The sequence below is a fragment of the Sphingobacterium sp. UBA7625 genome, assembly GCF_002484085.1.
GTDB classification, from domain to species: Bacteria; Bacteroidota; Bacteroidia; order Sphingobacteriales; family Sphingobacteriaceae; genus Sphingobacterium; species Sphingobacterium athyrii.
Window position 1 is genome coordinate 1 of sequence record NZ_DLJD01000037.1, and the last position, 19,695, is coordinate 19,695.

19 protein-coding genes are annotated in these 19,695 nt (G+C 38.6%); 4 read left to right on the top strand and 15 right to left on the bottom strand.

From position 1 onward, the window contains the following. Positions 1 to 293 (top strand): hypothetical protein (locus tag B4G94_RS16245; RefSeq protein WP_286860140.1); only part of this gene is annotated, 293 nt, incomplete at its 5' end. 241 nt (positions 294 to 534) lie between these two features. Here the strand turns inward: B4G94_RS16245 and B4G94_RS16250 are convergent. Then, positions 535 to 921, bottom strand: coding sequence for an SRPBCC family protein (locus B4G94_RS16250; protein WP_108634557.1), 387 nt, complete (start codon positions 919 to 921; stop codon positions 535 to 537). 87 nt (positions 922 to 1,008) lie between these two features. Between B4G94_RS16250 and B4G94_RS16255 the strand changes: the two genes are divergently transcribed. After that, on the top strand, positions 1,009 to 2,376 hold the full coding sequence (locus tag B4G94_RS16255; RefSeq protein ID WP_286860141.1) for a methyltransferase RsmF C-terminal domain-like protein: 1,368 nt from the start codon (positions 1,009 to 1,011) through the stop codon (positions 2,374 to 2,376). Positions 2,377 to 2,415: 39 nt separating this feature from the next. Here B4G94_RS16255 and coaBC read toward each other — a convergent pair whose 3' ends face one another. From coaBC to B4G94_RS16270, 3 genes are read right to left on the bottom strand one after another with little or no spacing between them, the layout of a single operon-like run. Continuing rightward, the gene (gene coaBC / locus B4G94_RS16260) at positions 2,416 to 3,624 is read right to left on the bottom strand and encodes a bifunctional phosphopantothenoylcysteine decarboxylase/phosphopantothenate--cysteine ligase CoaBC (protein WP_286860143.1); all 1,209 of its coding nucleotides are present in this window, start codon (positions 3,622 to 3,624) and stop codon (positions 2,416 to 2,418) included. 14 nt (positions 3,625 to 3,638) lie between these two features. Continuing rightward, entirely contained in the window at positions 3,639 to 3,968 is a 330-nt protein-coding gene (locus B4G94_RS16265; RefSeq protein ID WP_028070932.1) for a DNA-directed RNA polymerase subunit omega, read from the bottom strand. Further along, the gene (locus B4G94_RS16270; protein WP_104383443.1) at positions 3,952 to 4,881 is read right to left on the bottom strand and encodes an outer membrane protein assembly factor BamD; all 930 of its coding nucleotides are present in this window, start codon (positions 4,879 to 4,881) and stop codon (positions 3,952 to 3,954) included. Before B4G94_RS16270 ends, B4G94_RS16265 begins: the two co-directional genes overlap by 17 nt. A 241-nt stretch (positions 4,882 to 5,122) precedes the next feature. On the opposite strand from B4G94_RS16270, the gene B4G94_RS16275 reads away from it, so the two are divergent. Both B4G94_RS16275 and B4G94_RS16280 read left to right on the top strand, forming a co-directional pair. Beyond that, entirely contained in the window at positions 5,123 to 5,398 is a 276-nt protein-coding gene (locus B4G94_RS16275) for a NifU family protein (protein WP_104383444.1), read from the top strand. A 57-nt stretch (positions 5,399 to 5,455) separates the two neighbouring features. Next, positions 5,456 to 6,106 carry a hypothetical protein gene (locus tag B4G94_RS16280; RefSeq protein ID WP_286860146.1) on the top strand — a complete coding sequence of 217 codons (651 nt, stop codon included), beginning with the start codon at positions 5,456 to 5,458 and terminating at the stop codon, positions 6,104 to 6,106. Here the strand turns inward: B4G94_RS16280 and B4G94_RS16285 are convergent. From B4G94_RS16285 to polA, 11 genes are all read right to left on the bottom strand, one after another. Continuing rightward, on the bottom strand, positions 6,103 to 7,332 hold the full coding sequence (locus tag B4G94_RS16285; RefSeq protein ID WP_286860148.1) for an FtsX-like permease family protein: 1,230 nt from the start codon (positions 7,330 to 7,332) through the stop codon (positions 6,103 to 6,105). The genes B4G94_RS16280 and B4G94_RS16285 overlap by 4 nt on opposite strands. Before the next feature lie 3 nt (positions 7,333 to 7,335). After that, positions 7,336 to 7,977, bottom strand: a complete 642-nt coding sequence (locus tag B4G94_RS16290; RefSeq protein WP_286860149.1) for an MBL fold metallo-hydrolase — start codon at positions 7,975 to 7,977, stop codon at positions 7,336 to 7,338. Positions 7,978 to 8,005: 28 nt separating this feature from the next. Then, entirely contained in the window at positions 8,006 to 8,764 is a 759-nt protein-coding gene (locus B4G94_RS16295) for a shikimate dehydrogenase family protein (protein ID WP_286860151.1), read from the bottom strand. A 98-nt stretch (positions 8,765 to 8,862) separates the two neighbouring features. Further along, entirely contained in the window at positions 8,863 to 10,275 is a 1,413-nt protein-coding gene (locus B4G94_RS16300; protein WP_108634564.1) for a tetratricopeptide repeat protein, read from the bottom strand. Positions 10,276 to 10,456: 181 nt separating this feature from the next. After that, positions 10,457 to 11,848, bottom strand: coding sequence for an OmpA family protein (locus B4G94_RS16305; protein WP_286860153.1), 1,392 nt, complete (start codon positions 11,846 to 11,848; stop codon positions 10,457 to 10,459). Between the two features lie 243 nt (positions 11,849 to 12,091). Beyond that, positions 12,092 to 13,102 (bottom strand): inorganic phosphate transporter, encoded by a 1,011-nt coding sequence (locus tag B4G94_RS16310; RefSeq protein ID WP_108634566.1) that lies wholly within the window; start codon positions 13,100 to 13,102, stop codon positions 12,092 to 12,094. Between the two features lie 37 nt (positions 13,103 to 13,139). After that, a complete protein-coding gene (locus B4G94_RS16315) occupies positions 13,140 to 13,787 on the bottom strand; it encodes a DUF47 domain-containing protein (protein WP_108634567.1) in 648 nt (215 codons plus the stop codon). A 90-nt stretch (positions 13,788 to 13,877) separates the two neighbouring features. Then, positions 13,878 to 14,915 (bottom strand): sensor histidine kinase, encoded by a 1,038-nt coding sequence (locus B4G94_RS16320; RefSeq protein ID WP_165309477.1) that lies wholly within the window; start codon positions 14,913 to 14,915, stop codon positions 13,878 to 13,880. A gap of 62 nt (positions 14,916 to 14,977) precedes the next feature. After that, positions 14,978 to 15,631 carry a phosphatidylserine decarboxylase family protein gene (locus B4G94_RS16325; RefSeq protein WP_108634569.1) on the bottom strand — a complete coding sequence of 218 codons (654 nt, stop codon included), beginning with the start codon at positions 15,629 to 15,631 and terminating at the stop codon, positions 14,978 to 14,980. A 24-nt stretch (positions 15,632 to 15,655) separates the two neighbouring features. Next, positions 15,656 to 16,786, bottom strand: a complete 1,131-nt coding sequence (locus tag B4G94_RS16330; protein ID WP_286860157.1) for a toxin-antitoxin system YwqK family antitoxin — start codon at positions 16,784 to 16,786, stop codon at positions 15,656 to 15,658. 8 nt (positions 16,787 to 16,794) lie between these two features. Continuing rightward, the gene (polA, locus tag B4G94_RS16335; RefSeq protein ID WP_165309476.1) at positions 16,795 to 19,599 is read right to left on the bottom strand and encodes a DNA polymerase I; all 2,805 of its coding nucleotides are present in this window, start codon (positions 19,597 to 19,599) and stop codon (positions 16,795 to 16,797) included. Between the last annotated feature and the right edge of the window lie 96 nt (positions 19,600 to 19,695).

The following is a 19,695-nucleotide window of genomic DNA, read 5'->3' on the forward strand; positions in this document are numbered from 1 at the left end:
CCAAAGGATCTTTTATTTGTCCTCCGGTTCTTTTATCTCCCTTTGCCGATACTATGCTTCCGGCCGAAGTCCTCTATGAAGAAGCTCCGGGCAGGGAAACCCCGGGGAACAGGCTCGGAACTCCTGAGACCGGACGGCCACGTATTGTACACAGTCAGCAGCCGGATAAACCATGGCCGATCTTCTTTAAGAAAAGATATAAGATTATAATGGCTTTGAAAAACGTGTTCTATTATATTCTTCTATATCGATTGTCATCTCATCAGCTTTGCTTTCTTGACCTACTATGGTGATCTCCCCCGAAAGAACGCCCGAAAGGTACAAAAGGACGAAACTAGGCTGTTCTTTTAGCTAAAGAGCCCAAAGGGCCTTATAATGGAATATTAGAGAGCTTAAAAAGACCTTATCGCAAGGGAAGTTTTCTGTTTTCGGTCTCGGAGAAAAAATTCGGGCAAAGGCTACATGTTTTTATTAAATAAAGTAAAATAAAAGCCTAGTTTTTTAAACTAGGCTCTCTGAAGATATTCATAAAAATTAATCTTCTTCCGTATAGAAATCAATTAGGGAAGAAATATAGGGATCTTCCCAACCTTCAGCAATATTTTCGTAATCTTCATCTGGTATATTGGTTTGCCTAATCTCCAGTGATGTCCCTTTTTTGTGCTCATGCAACTTTAATGTAACAATTGAAGGGTGATCAGTTTCTCCAAAATACCATTCCTGTACGATTTTCGTAGAAGGTTCTAATTCCAGGAACCGACCTGCAATCGCCCCATCCCACAAGGAAAATTCACCATTTACTGTCGCATCTATCGATACAAGATCGCCAGTCCAAAGACGGGCTGTAATTTCGGTTGTTAGGGCGAGATACAGTTCTTCTGGTGTCGCCGGGATAATAGCGTATTTCTTGAGATCTTTCATGACACAAATTTACTCTTTCCCGTAATTTACTACTTATTTTGACTTCATTTTTATTTATATTAATTTTAGCACAAACTATTAGGACACATGAGTAATTTTCTGCCAAATTCATTAGTAAAAAAACTGGGGGTAAATCCATTATTCGATACTGAAGGATTTATTAGAGTACACGAAGAGGGCAAAAGGGCAACGGCAATACGGTTAAATCCTCAAAAATTGAGGGAATGCCCCTTTCCCAGTAGGGGCATGGTACCTTGGTGCGAGAGTGCTTTTTATCTCGAGGAACGCCCCCTATTTACGCTTGATCCTTTGTTTCACGCTGGTGGCTATTATCCCCAAGATGCATCGTCTATGTTCATAGACCATATTATCCGTAAGTTGGAGATAAAAGCTAAGCCAGTTTATGCGCTGGATCTCTGTGCAGCCCCCGGGGGAAAGTCTACTTTGCTAAACAGTAGTTTACATCCTGAAAGCCTACTAGTTGCCAATGAGATTATTAAGACACGTGTCAATATCTTACAGGATAACTTAACAAAATGGGGAAACGTAAATACGGTGGTTACAAATAATGATCCTTCGGCCTTTGACCGATTACCGGGATACTTTGATCTTATGGTTGTGGACGCACCTTGCTCCGGATCGGGAATGTTTAGAAAGGATACGGATGCAATAGATGAGTGGTCGGAAGGGAATGTTAAACTTTGTAGTGAAAGACAACAGCGAATATTAGCAGAAAGTATCGCTGCATTGAAAACAGGCGGATACCTCCTTTACTCAACCTGCTCTTATTCTGAAGAGGAAAATGAAGATATAGCAGATTGGTTAATAGGGACGGGAGATTTTGAGTCAATAGAGATTGCAATTGATGATAATTGGGGGATCGAGCATACAAAGTCGGTTGAATACACAGCACATGGATACCGTTTCTATCCTCATAAATTAGGCGGAGAAGGCTTTTTTATTACTGTTTTGCGCAAAATAGCTGAGCAATCTACATTTAATAGGAAACGGATAAAACCAGAAAAATCAGACGTTCCGAAGGGAATTTTGGACCCTTGGATATCAGATGTGGATGAGTTCTTTCCGTTTATCCATCACGATGATCTTTATATATTCCCAAAAAAATATGAAAATGATTTGAAGTATCTCCAGAATGTGCTTTATCTAAAGAATGCTGGAGTAAATATAGGAAAGCTCAATCGAAAGGAACTGATTCCAAGCCACGCATTGGCATTAAGTAATGTATTGAATCCCGATGTGCAAAGCCTTGAATTTACACTCGAGAAGGCTCAAAATTACCTTAGGAAGGAAAACCTGACACTAGAGGCAGGCTCTCCCATTATTAAGGGCTGGGCCCTGGCAAGATATAAAGGGATGTCATTAGGGTGGATGAAAATCTTACCAAATAGGATCAATAATTACTATCCGAAAGAACTAAGAATTATGAACCTTTAGTAGAATAAGGGACGTGACCTATTCCTTGGAATTACAAGATCAATTTTCGAGGGGAATATGCTGCACAATGATCGAACAAATATCTTTTGCAACATCTTTCTTCGATTTCAAAGAAAATGTTTTGTTTTCGCCCAAACGATTGATGATTGTGACTTTGTTTGTATCTGTGGCAAATCCAGCACCCTGATCCTGCATGGAATTGAGCACGATAAAATCGAGATTTTTTCGAACTAATTTGTCTTTTGCATTCTCGAGTTCATTATTGGTCTCTAGAGCAAATCCAATTAGTAATTGATTTTTCTTCTTTTTTGCACCTAAAGTCGCTAGAATGTCGGTTGTTTTCTTCAAAGCGATAGAAAATTCATTTTCTTTCTTCTTTATTTTCTGAGATGCCACTTCGATAGGGGTATAATCCGCAACTGCGGCGCTCATGACAATGATAGAAGCATCGTCGAAATATTTTTCACAGGCGCCAAGCATTTCGGCAGCGGAAGTGACAGGGACGACTGTCATTTGTTGGGGATGTGGAAGTGCAGTAGGTCCGGAAACTAATGTGACATCGGCTCCGAGTTCCTTTAATTGTTGGGCAATGGCAAAGCCCATCTTTCCACTGGAATGATTGCCAATAAAGCGGACAGGATCTATGGCTTCATGCGTTGGTCCTGCTGATACGAGCGCCTTTAGACCCGATAGGGGACGTTTCTCGTTGGCAAAATCTGCTAGAAAGCGGAAAATTTCCTCTGGTTCGGCAAGACGTCCTTCTCCTATTAATCCACTGGCTAACTCACCTTTTTCAGGAGGTATGATTATATTGCCGTAAGTTCCAAGTTTGGCGATATTGGATTGTGTAGATGGATGTTTCCACATATCTAAATCCATTGCCGGAGCAAAGAACACTGGACACTTTGCCGATAAATATACTGCCATAAGTAGATTATCGCAGAGTCCGTTAGCCATCTTAGCGATGGTATTTGCCGTTGCAGGAGCTACGAGTATATAATCAGCTTCCAAAGCAATTTGAACATGATTATTCCATTCACCTGTGTTGGGTTGGTAATATTCAATTAAAACTGGATTTTTGGATAATGTAGAAAGCGTAAGAGGGGTAATGAAAGCTGTGGCTTCCTCAGACATAATCACTTTAACCCGGGCATCCGCTTTTATGAGCAGACGAATTAGATTTGCAATTTTGTATGCGGCAATACTGCCGCATACAGCAATTACAATATTTTTCCCAGCTAAAGCCATCGTTGAATTTGGGATTAGTCTTGCTCTTTCGAAGGATTTCTGTAGTACACTTTGTCGTGTAAAAACTCATCGATTGCTACCAAAGTAGGTTTGGGCATGCGCTCGTAGTGTTTAGAAATCTCTATTTGTTCGCGGTTTTCGAATACCTCTTCCAAGTTATCGTTGTTGCTTGCAAACTCAGCAAGTTTTCCGTTTAGTTCTTCTTTAATATCTACTGCAATTTGATTCGCGCGTTTAGAAATAACTACAATGGATTCATAGATATTGTCAGTTCCTTTGTCCAATTGTCTTAAGTCACGTGTAACTGTAGAATTTGGAATTGAATTGTTATTTTTTTGACTCATCTTTTTGGGTATTTTCTTTTTCTTTTTTCGCCTTTTGTTCTTTTATATAAGCTTCCTGCTCAGCAACCGCTTTGTTATATTCTTTCATGTGAGAAGCGGCTGTTTTAATTCCTTTTTCCGAATCTTCACGGATAGATTCCGCTTCTTTCATATGCTTGCTATTGGGATAAGCGCTAGCAAAGCTACGGTAATAATCCAATGTTTCGTCATACCTGCTTTCCTGTTTTTGCAGAATACTTTTCGAAGCGAAGATGTATTGCGCTTTTAGCGTTAAGAATTCGATTTCTTCAGCATATTTCGTATCAGGATATTCTTTTAGTACATTTTGTAACGCAATGACAGCAGCTCTATAATCATCATTCAATCCCATGTCATAATAGAGCCTAGCATTGGCAAAAGCCTTAAGCTCGAGTTTGTCCCGTAGTTTTTGGATAAGATCTGCAGCTTCTTTGGAGCGTTCAGATTCTGGATACAGGTTGACAAAAAGCTGTAAGGCATCTATTGCCTTCTTGGTGTTTGCCTGATCCAGTGTTGACCGAGGTGAATCCAAATAGTAACAATAGGCATGCATGAAACGACATTCTTCTGCCCGCGCGCTATTCGGGTAAACATCAGCAAAGTCCTTAAAGTGATATGCCGCTGAAGTATAATCTTTTAGACGGTAATTGGCAAAAGCCAAATAGTAGTAGATATTTTCTGCTTCAGCTTGTCCGCGGAATTTTGTCCGCAAGTCATCAAACAAAACTAATGCCTTTGTATATTTCTTTTTCTCATATAGTTTTACGGCTTCTTCATACTTTTGAGCGATATTATTGCTTGCGCGCAATTTCTCAAATTTACTCTTGCAACCGGTAAACACCAATAGAAACATCATGCCGGCACAGATAGCCGCTATACGCCTATTTAAAAACATTTTACAAAGATAAGTGAATTTGTTATACTAATCAATTAAATTTTACTGTGCAATATAGTTTAATAATTATTTGATCCCAAAAACAACATTTTTTATTAACATTCTTTAACTCGTTGAATGCAATTTAGTAGCAGTATTGTCATGATCTTGTTGTTTTTCTCTTGCGTAAGAAGAGGAAAAATACAGATTTTAAAATATTTGATTATCTTTACATATACAATCATCGAATTTAATAAAGAGTATGACTTTAAAAGAAAAAGTGGAGCAAGCATTGGATACCTTGAGACCTTATTTGGAAACTGATGGCGGAAATGTGAGTGTTGAAGAGATTACAGCAGATAATGTCGTGCGATTAAAACTATTGGGCGCCTGTGCTTCATGTTCAATGAGCATCATGACTTTTAAAGCGGGATTGGAGCAAGCGATCAAGAAAGCTGTACCGGAGGTTACTGCGGTAGAAGCAATCAACCTTACCGATCCGGATTCTCCTGATGCGACGATGCCTTCGGCCAATTAGTTTATCTATTAACACAATTTAACGGCTAACTCAGCTGGTTTTGTGTAAATTTGTTCTATGAAGTTGCTGATCCCTATATTATTAGTTCTATCTATATTTTTTGACTCTTCGGTTTTGAAAGCGCAAGAAAAGAAGATTATTCAATATTCCGGTATTGTAACTACCGTGGGATCTGGGCTTCCTGTTGGTTATGCCACAGTAACCAACTTATCTTTCCGTAATGAGGCAGTTGCTGCGAATAATGAGGGCTATTTTTCTTTTGTGGCCCACGTAGGTGATACAATTCGTTTTACTTCTGTCGGGTTCGATCCGCTCACCATAACTATTCCTGAAGTTGCCGGCGACAAATACACGGCTAGTATCGTCATGCAAAATTTGGTAACTGAGTTGCCTATGGTAACCCCCTATCCTTGGGCAAGTATCGAGGAATTTAATATTGCATTTATGAATCTTGATGTATCTGAGGATAATATAGTGCGCGCAAGGAGATCGCTCTCCTATGAATCGTTGTCCGCCATGGCCGCTGTTGTACCTCGTGATGGCAATGAGATGCGTTCGATCAATAACGCCCAGAGTTTTAACACAATGAATAATAAAGTTATCAACCAGCGTTATGCAAACCCATTGTTAAATCCTTTTGCTTGGGGGAGTTTAATTCAACAGATTACGAAAGGTAGTCAAAGCCGTTCCAAAAGTACACGCTATTAATCCGTTGCTTTTAGTTTGTTCAGCTCTTTTACGCTCACTTTTGCAGAGAAATAGGACACTAACCCTGAAATACCGGTAACAGTAGTGAATACCAATGCATAGTCGCTCCATCTACTGACCATGGGATAACTGTCTAAAATTGTGTTCGCTCCATCTTCAACTCGTATAATACCATAGGTTGACTGAATATAATTAAATATTGCGCCGATCAATAAACCCAAAACGCAACCGATAATTGCAATCATTAGTCCTTCATAAAAGAAAATACGTTGAATTAAACTGTTATTTCCGCCTAGACTTTTTAAGACTGTCATATCTTTTTGTTTGTCCAATACCAACATCGTCAATGAACCCACAATATTAAAAATGGCGATAACACTAATTAATGTTAATATAAAAAACACAACCCATCTTTCTACACGCACGTTTTTATATAACGTTGGATTTTGTTCTTCGCGGTTCTTAACGATGTAATCTGTGCCTAACTTTTTTTGAAGATCTTGTTCAAATAATTTAATATTAGTACCGGTCTTCAGATAGAATTCAATGGATGAAACCCGATCATATTCACCGAGCACTTCTTTAGCAAATGAAATGGGTGTAATAATAAAATTATCGAAGTCCTGTTGATATCTAAGAACTCCACTGGGGCTGATAGCTCTAATATTAAACTCTTCTGCGGGATTGGAGCTGTTTTTGACTCCCTTTCTCGGTGAGTAAACCTGGATTAGTTCGGGTTCATTTTGCATTGATATACCAAGATTGGCCTGAACGCTTGCTCCAAGTATAGCTAAATTGGTCGAGTCATGCATGAGTCGATATGCTCCGTCCACGAGGATACTATCGCCGATACTTTTATTGAGCGATTGAGGCTCGACTCCTTTTATCGTTGAAATATATTGTCGATTTGCATATTGGAGTAATACTTTTTCCTCTAACACTTCAGTATAATGAACTACATTTGGATCCTTTCGAAGCTCCTTAAAAATCGGTTTATTTGTTGTAAAAAGCTTTCCTCTGTGAGGCTCTATTTTTATTTCGGGAGCGAATTTACCATACATGGATAGAATCAGCTCCTCCATGCCATTGAATGAGGATAGGAGTATAATCAATGCAGCACTACTTACCATAACTCCGATCACACTAATTGACGAAATGATATTGATTGCGTTAACCGATTTTTTTGAAAAGAGGTATCTTTTGGCAAATAGAAGAGGCAGGTTCATATCTTATCCTTGTATGAATGGATTGGAGTTCTTTTCAAATCCTATTGTTGTTGATGGACCATGACCGGGATAGACAACCGTATCATCAGGTAGCGTATAGAGTCTTTGTTTGATGCTATCCAAAAGTTGCTGATGGTTCCCTCCAGGGAGGTCAGTGCGGCCAATACTGTTGCGGAAAAGCACGTCCCCACCAATTAAAATTTTTTGTGCAGCAGAATAGAAGCAGATATGTGCAGGTGAATGACCGGGCGCTAGGATCACTTCCAATTCGTCATTGTCTAACCAGATGCTGTCTCCAGCATTTAAAAATGCTTCTCCAATAGGAGAGATGTCATAACGGAATCCCATTTGAGGGGCATAGTTCTGAACCGCTACCAAAATAGATAGCTCACCCTCGTGAAATTTAGGGAGAAGACCAAACCGCTCATGAATGAAATAATTGCCCAATACATGATCAATATGACAATGCGTATTCAATAACGATTGGGGACTGAGATTATGTTGATCGATAAATGTCAAAAACTCCGTCTGCTCTTTTTCACCATACATCCCAGGATCGATAATAATGGCATTTCTCTGCTCATTATATAATACGTAAGTGTTTTCTTGGTATGGATTGAATGTGAATGTTCTGATCGTTAGCATAAGGTAAAATTACATTTTTTATTGTTCTCTAAATAGAGAAAGATTCGCTATTCCAAATTTCCCAATTCTTCTCTGCCTGAAGCAGTAACATTTCATACCCATTTTTAGTTCGAGCACCTTTTTCTTTGCCTTTCTTTAGGAAGGTTGTCTCTTCTGGATTATAGATAAGATCATAAAGCAAATGATGATCATTTATATATTCATAAGGTAAGTGGGGAAATTCTGCTATATTGGGAAAGGTGCCTACGGGAGAACAGTTGATAATTAATGTATAGTCAGCTAATATTGTGGCATCTAACTCATCATAGGTATAGTTGTCTATGTGTTTGGTTCTGCTTACTAGTTTGTATGCAATGCCTAATTGATCCAAAGCATAGATTACGGCTTTTGCCGCTCCTCCGTTTCCTAGAATCAGGGCTTTTTTATCGTGAGGAACCAAAAGTGGTTTTAATGAAGCTTCAAATCCATAAGCATCCGTATTGTAGCCTTTAAGATGGGGCCTGCCATCAGATAGGTGCCGAATACGGATACAGTTTACTGCCTGTATGGTCTGGGCCTCTTCTGACAGTTCGTCCAGATAATCCATGACTTCTATTTTATAGGGAATAGTAACATTTACTCCATAAAAGTCCTTATTCGTAAAAATTGCAGGAAAATCTGTTATGCGTTCAATTGGATATAGATCATAATCTATATGTTCAATATGTTCCTTTTCAAATTTTTCTAAATAGTATTTCTTGGAAAACGAATGTCCTAGCGGATATCCTATCAGACCTAATTTTTTCATCGAATGGTTTAATACTCTTTGAGCTTTACGCTCAATCTAATTGTATACCTTCAGTTATATCTGAAAGATTGCCTAAGGGTATAGCTATGTTTGCTGTTTTAATTTTTTGGTTTTGTGTATTTTTTTACAATCTCAGTAATGATTTGATTTCCCTGTAATTGGGGGAGGTAATCAAAGAGAATGTAATGCTTTTCGGGATTTGTAGCTAAGCCTAATTCCAAAAAGTTTAAAGCTTCATTGTATTGTCCATTAGCAAATAGATAAGCCACTACACGATAGTATAATTCTGCTGCTTCAGGATTTTGCGTGATCGCATCCGACATCACATTGATGGCTTCATCCATTTTGCTCTGTTCGAATAAGATAGACGAATAATCGAGCCAAGCATCAATATCGGATGGATTTAATGCAACAACTTTCTTATAGGCTTCCTCAGCTTGATCAATTTGCTGTAGCTTATACCTTGCATCTGCGATGGCAAACCAGTAATCTGGATTTGTGTCTTCCAATTCCAAAGCTTTTTTGTAGAAATGAAGCGATTCAAAATAACGTTCTTCAAAATCCAGTGTAACTCCGATACCAAACCAGGCATCCGCTAGTTCGGCATCTAGCTTCACGGCTTTTTTATAGTAGTTTCGAGCTTCTTCCATTTGTTCGAGCTTTTCGTAGCATTCGCCTATTGCACAATAAGTGTCGGCGCTAGGCTGTTCATATTCGAAGGTTTGCTTATAGACATCCAAAGCTTCCTGATAGCGGTCTAAGTTGACAAGTGCATTCCCTTTGTTGAAATAAGCCGACGAGAAATCTTCTTTGATCAATATGGAATAGTCATAAGCGTCCAATGCTTCTTCGAATTTGCTGATTTTATGATAAGAATTACCCAAATTGTACCAAGCATAATACGAATACGGATCTGAGTCAATATATTTTTTATAAAAAGATATACTTTCTTCTTGTCTGTCAAGAACATCATAGCAATAAGCCAGCTCATAGAGAGCTTCTTGGTAGTCCATATTAAGTTCAAGCGCTTTCTTTAAATAGACAATAGCCTTGTCATAATTCATTTGCGCCTGAAAAATCATTGCAACATGAAAGTAGACTTCATCCTTATTGTCCAATAAGGGCAATGCTTTGAATAGCTGATCCAATGCTTCATCAAACTGTCCTATACTTCCCAGTATACCACCTCTAATCAAAAATATATCGCCTTCTGAAGCTTCCAGTAGTTCCGCTTTGTCCAGGGCTGCCAATGCATTCCGGTATTGCTGAATTGTTGAAAACAATTGGGCCTGCTTTAACAGAAAGGTAATATCAAAGGGATGTTGGCTTATCGCAAATTCTGTTACTTGTAAAGCCTTTACAGGGTCATTTTTTTCAGCGTAGTAGTCTATTATTCCTTCGAAAGCCTTGGAGTCAAAAAAATACTGATCCTCGTTTCGAAGCATTTCCTCATATCTGTCCACCGAGATTTTTCTTTCTTCGGGGTTTTCAAATTCAAAATCCTCTTCCATTCTCAAAAGTTTAAAACCAGTATTCTGTTCCTTAAATCAAAATACTAATTTCTTATCTAATTTGCTTGAATAAATTTTCCACAAATTGGATATCATCCACAAAGTTAAGGATAAATACTGTCAAAATAAAAAAGCCGGCTCTAGAGCCGGCTTTTAATATAATGGTATAAATTATATACGATTATTTTTTGATCTCAACACGACGGTTTTGAACACGACCTTCTTCAGTTGAATTAGAAGCAACTGGGTTTTTCTCTCCGTAACCGTTAGCAGTGATGCTTGATGAAGAAACACCAGCATTTACCAAATATTGTTTTACAGAGTTAGCACGGTCTTTAGACAAAGTCAAGTTGTAAGCTTCAGAACCTTCTGCAGATGCATAGCCATCTAAAGTTACAGATGAATTGTTATCACGTACTTCTTTAGCCAATTTGTCTAAAGTTGAGTATGATGAAGTCTGTAATACTGAGCTATCAAATTCAAATTGAATTGGCGCATAGTAACCGTTAGAAGTAACGTTGTTAACAACTGGCTCTGGGAATTTGATTGGACATCCTGAACCATCTACTGGAGTACCAGCTGGTGTGTTAGGACATTTATCAAATTTGTCAGATACACCGTCACCATCAGCATCAGCGCTTAATGTGTTAACAGTACCTTCTAAAGTGCTTACACGTTGTTTCAATGCTTCAACTTCGTTTCTCAATGAAGGATCTTTCAATTCATCGTACAATGTCGCAACCGGGTTAGCAAAAGTCAAGTTTTGTTTGTCTTTTGAACCTAAAGTGAACTCTAAACCACCGTATACGTTAGAAAAACGTTGTTTTGTAGTTCCATTTCTACCAGGTCCGTACAATAATGCTTCATCAGTAAAGTTCATTGTGTAACCTAAGTTCAAGGCAACAACTTCAGATAATTTGAATTTAGCACCAACACCCACAGGAACGATCATACCTAAACGGTATTCCTTGTCTTGAGGTTCTGAAGGAGAACGATCTCCAAATATGTCTTCACCCCATTTTTGATTATAAACAACAGTTCCACCAAAATCATTGTTAGCGTACTGAATAGGATTGTAAGCAAATGCACCGATACCTACTTTAGCGTAGAAATTAACTGCATTTTCTCTTCTCAAGAAGTCAATCGTACCCAATTGGAATACTCCATTTAAACTAGCAGCCCAGTTTACTTTTGTTTCTGCTGATTGAGCACGGCCTAAATTTGAACCAGAACTAGTTTCAAAAGCAGGACCAGACTCATCATGATTGTAAGTTTTAATCTTACCACGGTTCGCTTCAACTTCTAAACCAAATAGGTGAGAGAATTGTTTACGTACTGTCAAGCCATAATACTCACCTACTTTGTTTTGGAAGTAACCAACTTTTTGACCAAAGTTATTGTTACCACCAATTAAAGCATTTGGAGTTGTGATACCGCCTTGAACCCCGATAGACCAAGTTCTGTATTGTGATCTACCACCGAATACTTGTTGAGCTTGTGCTGTATCAGCGAAACCTAAAGCGGCAACTAATGTAGCAGCAACAGCTGTTTTTTTAATTGTAGAATAGTTCATACTCTTGTTTTTAAGGTTATTATTAATTTTAATTGTTTTCAAACTTTAAATTCTCTTATCTTAACACATGGAACAGTACAATTGCCGTGCCAAAGTCTTAAAATTATGTTAAATTTTTGTTTTTGCTATATTTCGTACTAAAATAAGTATTTAATGTGAAACAACAAAACAAAAATTCGGTACGAAAGTACCAAATTTTTGTTTTGTTTCAATAGCTTTTAGAAAAAAATTAAGAAATTCTTTCTAAAGTAAATAATGAACGATAACTAAAGACAGTCCACCAAGCAATGCCGATACTGGAATTGTCAGTATCCAAGCCCATAATAAACTGATGGTAACTCCCCAACGGACAGCTGATACACGCTTGACAACACCGACACCGATAATAGCACCTGTGATTGTGTGTGTTGTGGATGCCGGAATCCCGAAATGTTCGGTTATCCCTAAGGTAACGGCCCCCGCGGACTCAGCACAAACCCCTTCTAATGGTGTTACTTTCGTGATTTTCGTTCCCATTGTTTTCACAATTTTCCAGCCACCACTCATTGTTCCGGCTGCTATTGCTGCGTAACAAGTCAACGGAATCCATTCAGGCATATGTTCCGTGTTTTCCATATAACCGCCAGCTACCATGGCTACAAGGATAATACCCATTACTTTTTGTGCGTCATTACCTCCATGGGCAAAACTCAAACCCGCCGAAGAAACCAACTGTAATACTTTAAACCATTTTTCGGCAACACTAGGACGGGAGTTTTTCGCCAAGTTGATTACTATGAGCGTAATGATAATGGATATGGTCATACCAATGATTGGGGCCAGAACGATGAAAGCGATAATTTTTAAAGTCGCATCGATATTAATGGCATGAATAGGATCTGCTCCAAGAATGAAAGCATAGGCCATTCCTGATCCCGCAAAACCTCCAATTAAGGTATGTGATGAACTCGATGGTACTCCGTAATACCAGGTAAACAAGTTCCAGCCAATTGCTGCGAGCAAGCCCGCAAAAATGACCTCAAGGGTAATATATTCTTCCAATACCGTTTTGGCAATGGTGTTGGCCACTTTATGGTCTGTAAAGTAGAAATAAGCAGCAAAGTTGAATATGGCAGCCCATAATACAGCCATTGCCGGTGTGAGAACTTTTGTTGATACAACTGTCGCAATTGAGTTGGCGGCATCATGGAATCCATTGATGTAGTCAAATGCAATCGCTAGGACAATCACAACAACGAGTAATGTTGACATCATAATCTCGTAGAATTTTTATGCACTTATGATCGAATGATTATGCGTTTTTAACTAGAATACTTTCTAAGACGTTAGCAACATCCTCGCATTTGTCTGTTGCATCTTCCATTGCGGATAATACCTCTTTGTGTTTGATCAAAGAGATCGCATCTTTTTCAAATTCAAAAAGATCAGCCACCGCTTTGTCAAAAATATAGTCTGCTTTGTTTTCAACACTATTGATACGTACGCACGAATCAGTAATGTTGCGAATGTTTTTTAAGTCACGAAGTTCGTGGATTGCTTTTGAGACATGCTCCGTCGCTTCTACCAATAGATCCGCGATTTCGATCATTGGCTCTGTTGCTTTTTCTACTTTGTATAAATCCATTCTGTTGGCAGCGCCATGTATAAAGTCCGCTACATCATCCAATGAACTTGCTAGTGAGTGTATATCTTCACGGTCAAAAGGCGTTATGAAGTTTTTGCCTAGTTCCAAATGAATTTGATGGGTGATGTTGTCACCTCTGTGCTCCAAGTCTTCCATCTTGCGTGTAAACTCCTTCTTCTTCTCGGGATTGTTTGAGTTAACAATATCTTTTAACAACTGAGACATTTCGATCAAATTGTTGCCTGCTTGTTCAAACAAAGGAAAGAATTTTTTGTCCTTTGGAACGAAGTATTGAAAAATGCTATTTAAAGACATATCTTAAATTTATTTTTGCAAAAGTAACACCCTAATGTTAAGTTAATGTTAACATTGGTTTTGTTTAAACACAAAAGTGTCATCAATTGTTTAATCTCCGGTCTGAACTTTTTGTAAAGTAAAGCCAAACGTGGTTCCAATACCCTCGGTACTGCGGACATTAACATTTTGCTGATGGGCTTCAATAATATGTTTTACAATAGCGAGACCTAGGCCAGACCCGCCAATATCTCTTGATCGACTTTTGTCTGTTCGAAAGAATCGCTCGAATACGCGGCTCAGATTTTTTTCTTCAATACCATAACCATCGTCAGTGATTTCAATGAGCACTTGCTCAAATAGTGGAAAAATTTTGATTTTTGTGGTCCCTCCTTCCTTCCCATATTTCAGGGAATTGTCTATTAGATTATACAGCACCTGATGTACTTTGTTGCGGTCGGCTTTGACCCAGTGCGGTGTGCCAGCTTTAGGTTTAAACTCAATTTTGATATTGTGTTGTTTGGCCTTGTCTTCTAACGAATATGAGGTATCTTTAATCAGGTCTACAATGTCAAATTTTTCAATGTTCAAGACCATTTTCCCCGATTCCAATTTGGATATTTCATCTAAATCCTGAATGAGATAATTTAATCTATCAAGATTGCGGGCAGCTTTATCCAAGAAATTTTTTGCCATTTCCATATCCTCCTCCATTAATCCATCTTGCAGGGTTTCGATGTAACCCTGGGTGGCAAAGAGGGGTGTTTTGAATTCATGTGAGATATTGGATAGGAATTCACGCCGAAATTTCTCCTGAGATTTTAATTGTTCAATTTCATTTTTTTTATCTTTCGCCCAAGCTTTGACATCATTCTCGGCATCTGTGATGGGATCTTCACTGACGTGTTCACCAATTGCATCTTTAAGGTCCTTGCCAAGCTTGAGGTTGTGAATTAGCTTATACATGGTATTGAGACGGCGATAGATGTATTTCTCGAACAGATAGTTGAATAGCAGAAAGCAGACTACAAGCGCAACAAAAAATATAATCAGCGCGGTCTGAAGATCATGTTTATAATAAAAGCTGATGGTGGATATTGCGATACCAACGCCAGCGGAGTTTGCCAATAATAATTGTCTAAAATTCATCTGTTGAATAAAAAAGGCCCCTAATTGGAGCCTAAGTTACTTATTATGGTATTAATAAATTGTTAAAATTTTCCGATAATGGTCTTGGCCCCAGTAACTTTATCGCCAATATTTACATTGATTTCTGTTCCCAGCGGTAGAAATAGATCGACACGCGAACCAAATTTGATAAAACCGAACTCGGTTCCTTGAACAACCTGATCATTTTCTTTTACATACCAAACAATGCGGCGGGCTAATGCGCCGGCGATTTGACGAAAAAGAACTTCTCTTCCTTCTTTATCTTTCACCACGACAGTCGTTCTTTCGTTATCTGTAGAGGATTTTGGATGCCAGGCAACCAAAAATTTCCCCGGATGGTATTTGAAAAAAGTGACCAGACCACTGATGGGGTTTCGATTCACATGCACATTGACGGGAGACATGAAAATAGAGACCTGGATCCTTCTGTCATGAAAATACTCGTTTTCTTCGGTTTCTTCGATAACTACAACTTTTCCATCTGCGGGGCATAAGATTGTACCATCTTGTGGACTAACGACTTTCTTGGGGCTTCTAAAAAACTGGACAACAGTGATGAATAGGAATGCTGAAAGGGCATATATAAACCACTTTACATACTGTGACGCATCATAATAATCCGCAACGGCATTGATGATAAAGATAATAAGTATAGCAATCGCTAAGGTGGTATATCCTTCTTTATGGAATTTCATATCTATTTATTTCTGCAAAGATAATTATTTACTCGAATTGTCGATTTCTCTTTCAATTTTAATTGAATGCGTATAGACCTTTCCATCACCTGCTGTTGCAATACTCCCAGAAACTTTAATCGTATCGTCCTGAGGTTGATCTTGTTTGTAGGTTGGAAAATAAAAATCTATGCTTTTGGCAATGCGATTCAAAATATTAAGATAATTTTCATTATCTGAGTTTACATTCAATTTGAGGCTCCGTAAATTGGCTATCCCTGTTTTCTTGACCTCAACATCATAGGAAAAGTTTAATTGACCAGTAACTTCAATTCCACTTTTATTGAAGCCATCGGTAAAGCGTTTGGCAAGAAACGTATAGAAATTTGAATAGTCATCAAAATTACAGGATTTACCCTGTAATAATTCTGCACGGACAAAATAATCATAGGGCAAAATGCTCAACGACTGAAAATCTTCGCTTGGGAGTTCTCCATTATCATCGTAGGTTGCGGTGATTTTTCCATTGACAAATCGTTGTGTCATTGCGTAAATGGGTTGCTGCCCCACATTGTAAAAGTAGGTGTTCCAATTTCCCTGTGGTTTACCACCTTTTACTTTACCTTTGCGAAGATAAAAATCGTAACCGAATTCAGTGAAGCCTTCAAAAGGTATTGCAAATTCATAGTTTCCTTCACCTTCAACAACTTCCTGTTTTCCCCGGTTATCCCAGTAATCTTTGATGAAATAACCAAAATCACCATAGGAGATCGTCAATAATGGTTTGCCATCAGGATAATAATATTTCCAATCGCCAACAGGATAGTTATCTTTAAAATTTATCTCCCATTTCAGCACACCATTTGGGTGAAAAGCCTGAAATAAGCCCTCCTTTTTACCATCTGTATAGTTTCCCACCAGTATGCGATCGCCATTGGGGGCAAAATCACGAAATTCTCCGTCGAAAATCTGTTTTGTGAAATCAAATTTGCTAACGCGTTCAATTGTTTTGAATTCGCAATCTTTTGCTGCCAGATAATAATATTTATCAAAATAGAAACGAATCAATCCCTGATCTAATTTTTCGTAAAATACGGGTTTACCTTCTTGTGCTAAAATAGATTTAAAGCAAAACGATGATAAAAACAACAGTATATAAATGAATTTTTTAGTCATAACAAAAATTAATGTGCCTCAAGCCAATTTTTACCTTCTCCGATTTCAACGACTAATGGGACCGTCGTTTTTATAGCATTTGTCATTTTGTCCAGAATAATGGTTTTGAATGCTTCGATTTCTTGTTTCGGAACATCAAAGACCAGTTCATCATGAACCTGCATAATCATTTTGCCCTTGAGTCCCTGTTGTTCGATTTCTTGTTGTATTGCAATCATGGCAATCTTGATTAAATCTGCTGCTGATCCCTGAATCGGTGCGTTGATTGCATTTCGTTCAGCAAATCCGCGAACCGTCATGTTTGCCGAATTAATATCTCTCAAATAACGTCTACGCTTTAAAATTGTTTCAACGTAACCTTTCTCTTTCGCAAATTCAACAGCATCGCTCATATACTTTTTTATACCCGTATATTGGTTGAAGTATTCATTAATAATGTCCGCTGCTTCTTTGCGTGAGATACCTAGATTTTGGGATAGACCAAAGGCGGATTGACCATAAATAATGCCGAAGTTGACTGCTTTCGCATTGCGTCGTTGTTCGGACGTTACTTCGTCGAAAGCCATGTTATAAACTTTCGCTGCCGTAGCACGGTGGATATCATGTCCTTGACTGAAGGCCTCCAGCATATTTTGATCTTTACTCAATTCCGCAATTAGGCGCAATTCGATCTGTGAATAATCGGCGGATAAGATCACATTGTCCGCTGAGCGGGGAATAAAGGCTTTTCTCACTTCCCGGCCTCTTTCCGTGCGAATCGGGATATTCTGCAAATTGGGATTGGTAGAGCTCAGGCGGCCAGTGGCTGCGACGGCTTGATTGTAGGATGTATGAATCAGACCGGTTTCTGGATTGATCAACTCCGGTAATGAATCTACATAAGTTGATTTTAATTTCTGTAATTGTCTAAAATTCAAAATATCCTGAACGATATCCGATTTGTGCGCTAAAGCTAATAGAACATCTTCACCCGTTTTATATTGCCCTGTTTTTGTTTTTTTTGCCTTTGGATCCAATCGGAGTTTATCGAACAGTATTTCACCTAATTGTTTGGGAGATGCAATATTAAAGTTAACTCCTGCCTTTTCAAATATAGACTCCTCGAGATTGCGAATGTCCTGTTCTAAGATTTTTGAAAATTCACCGAGGGCAGGTACATCCACTTTTACGCCGTTACGCTCGATTTCGGCAAGTACGTAAACAAGTGGAAATTCGACATCCTGAGCTAATTGCAGCGTGTCTGTCTCTACCAGAAGTGGTTGAAATATGTTTTTTAGCTGCAAAGTAATGTCCGCATCTTCTGCAGCATATTCTTTGATTTTTTCGAAATCAACATCCCGCATATTTCCTTGCTTTTTCCCTTTTTCTCCAATGAGTTCGGTAATTGAGACTGGGGTGTAATTTAGATAGTTCTCTGCAAGTACATCCATGCCATGACGTGTATCAGGGTCAATGAGGTAATGCGCCAGCATGGTATCGAATAAGGTCCCCTGGACCTTAACACCATATCTTGCCAATAGGAGAATATCGTATTTTATATTCTGACCTATTTTTTCAATGGCTGGATTTTCAAGCACTGGTTTAAAAATGTCGACGATTCGCTGTGCTTCTTCCCGATTTGCTGGCGTAGGGATATAATATGCTTTTGCTGTTTCAAACGAAAAAGATAGTCCGACAATATCAGCGAGATTCGCGTCTAATCCTGTTGTTTCGGTATCAAAGCAAAAGCTGTCCTTTGTGGCTAGCTCCTTGGCAAGTTTTTCTTGTTCATCACGAGTATCCACTAACCTGTATTCGTGTGTCGTATTATGGATATTGTTTAGAACAATATTTTCACTAGATGCTTCTATTTCTATAGCTGTACTTGTGGTTATAGTTGTTGTCTGTACAGCAAATAAATCCATCTGCCCATTTACAGGAGCACTTTTCTCAAGGATGGAGAAATCTTCTCCAAATACTCTTTTCCCAAGCGTTCTAAATTCCAATTCAGCAAAAAGTGGCTCGAGAATCTCTTTATTCGGATCCTCAAGTTCCAATGCTTTTTCGTTAAGTTCAACTGGAACATCCAATAGAATTGTTGCTAGTTTTTTTGAGATCAGCCCCTGTTCGGCAAAATTTTCGACATTTTCACGCATTTTGCCCTTAAGCTGATCCGCATTGGCTATAATACCTTCAACGGAGCCAAATTCCTGAACAAGTTTCTTTGCCGTTTTCTCTCCGATGCCGGGAATTCCCGGAATATTATCTACAGCATCTCCCCATAGACCCAAAATATCAATGACCTGGCAGACATCGGTAACTTCCCATTTTTCGAGAATTTCTTTGACTCCTTGTACTTCAGCCCCATTGCCCATGCGTGCCGGTTTGTAAATAAAAATATTGTCCGAGACAAGCTGACCAAAATCTTTATCCGGTGTCATACAGTAGACTTGGAAATTTTCTTGTTCTGCTTTTTTCGCCAATGTTCCGATGATATCATCCGCTTCATAGCCGTCCATTGTAATAATTGGAATATTAAATCCTTCAATCAGACGGTAGATATAAGGAATAGAGGCCGCAAGGTCTTCGGGCATTTTTTCGCGATGTGCTTTATAGGCTTCAAATTCAATATGGCGTGCGGTAGGAGCATCCGTGTCGAACACTACTGCTATATGAGAAGGTTGCTGATTTTTCAATACCTCCAATAGTGTATTGGTAAATCCCATGATTGCCCCTGTATTCAACCCTGTCGAGGTGATGCGTGGGGTCTTGCTCAATGCAAAATATGCTCTATATATAAGAGCCATTCCATCTAAAAGAAATAGTTTTTTCACAAAATTGAATTTTAGTCTCCTTACAAAGGTAAGAAATTCATCAAACCGTAAGTTTAATAAATTTTTCCGATTTTTGTGCTATGACACATTTAATGC

Excerpts from the sequence above, each read along its gene's own strand:
- B4G94_RS16290 (WP_286860149.1), bottom strand. The coding sequence starts at position 7,977 with ATGCTAACGATCAGAACATTCACATTCAATCCATACCAAGAAAACACT.
- B4G94_RS16250 (WP_108634557.1), bottom strand. The coding sequence starts at position 921 with ATGAAAGATCTCAAGAAATACGCTATTATCCCGGCGACACCAGAAGAA.
- B4G94_RS16315 (WP_108634567.1), bottom strand. The coding sequence starts at position 13,787 with ATGTCTTTAAATAGCATTTTTCAATACTTCGTTCCAAAGGACAAAAAA.
- B4G94_RS16275 (WP_104383444.1), top strand. The coding sequence starts at position 5,123 with ATGACTTTAAAAGAAAAAGTGGAGCAAGCATTGGATACCTTGAGACCT.
- B4G94_RS16300 (WP_108634564.1), bottom strand. The coding sequence starts at position 10,275 with ATGGAAGAGGATTTTGAATTTGAAAACCCCGAAGAAAGAAAAATCTCG.
- coaBC (WP_286860143.1), bottom strand. The coding sequence starts at position 3,624 with ATGGCTTTAGCTGGGAAAAATATTGTAATTGCTGTATGCGGCAGTATT.
- B4G94_RS16325 (WP_108634569.1), bottom strand. The coding sequence starts at position 15,631 with ATGAAATTCCATAAAGAAGGATATACCACCTTAGCGATTGCTATACTT.
- B4G94_RS16265 (WP_028070932.1), bottom strand. The coding sequence starts at position 3,968 with ATGAGTCAAAAAAATAACAATTCAATTCCAAATTCTACAGTTACACGT.
- B4G94_RS16310 (WP_108634566.1), bottom strand. The coding sequence starts at position 13,102 with ATGATGTCAACATTACTCGTTGTTGTGATTGTCCTAGCGATTGCATTT.
- B4G94_RS16285 (WP_286860148.1), bottom strand. The coding sequence starts at position 7,332 with ATGAACCTGCCTCTTCTATTTGCCAAAAGATACCTCTTTTCAAAAAAA.
- B4G94_RS16270 (WP_104383443.1), bottom strand. The coding sequence starts at position 4,881 with ATGTTTTTAAATAGGCGTATAGCGGCTATCTGTGCCGGCATGATGTTT.
- B4G94_RS16320 (WP_165309477.1), bottom strand. The coding sequence starts at position 14,915 with ATGAATTTTAGACAATTATTATTGGCAAACTCCGCTGGCGTTGGTATC.
- B4G94_RS16280 (WP_286860146.1), top strand. The coding sequence starts at position 5,456 with ATGAAGTTGCTGATCCCTATATTATTAGTTCTATCTATATTTTTTGAC.
- B4G94_RS16305 (WP_286860153.1), bottom strand. The coding sequence starts at position 11,848 with ATGAACTATTCTACAATTAAAAAAACAGCTGTTGCTGCTACATTAGTT.
- B4G94_RS16330 (WP_286860157.1), bottom strand. The coding sequence starts at position 16,786 with ATGACTAAAAAATTCATTTATATACTGTTGTTTTTATCATCGTTTTGC.
- B4G94_RS16295 (WP_286860151.1), bottom strand. The coding sequence starts at position 8,764 with ATGAAAAAATTAGGTCTGATAGGATATCCGCTAGGACATTCGTTTTCC.
- B4G94_RS16255 (WP_286860141.1), top strand. The coding sequence starts at position 1,009 with ATGAGTAATTTTCTGCCAAATTCATTAGTAAAAAAACTGGGGGTAAAT.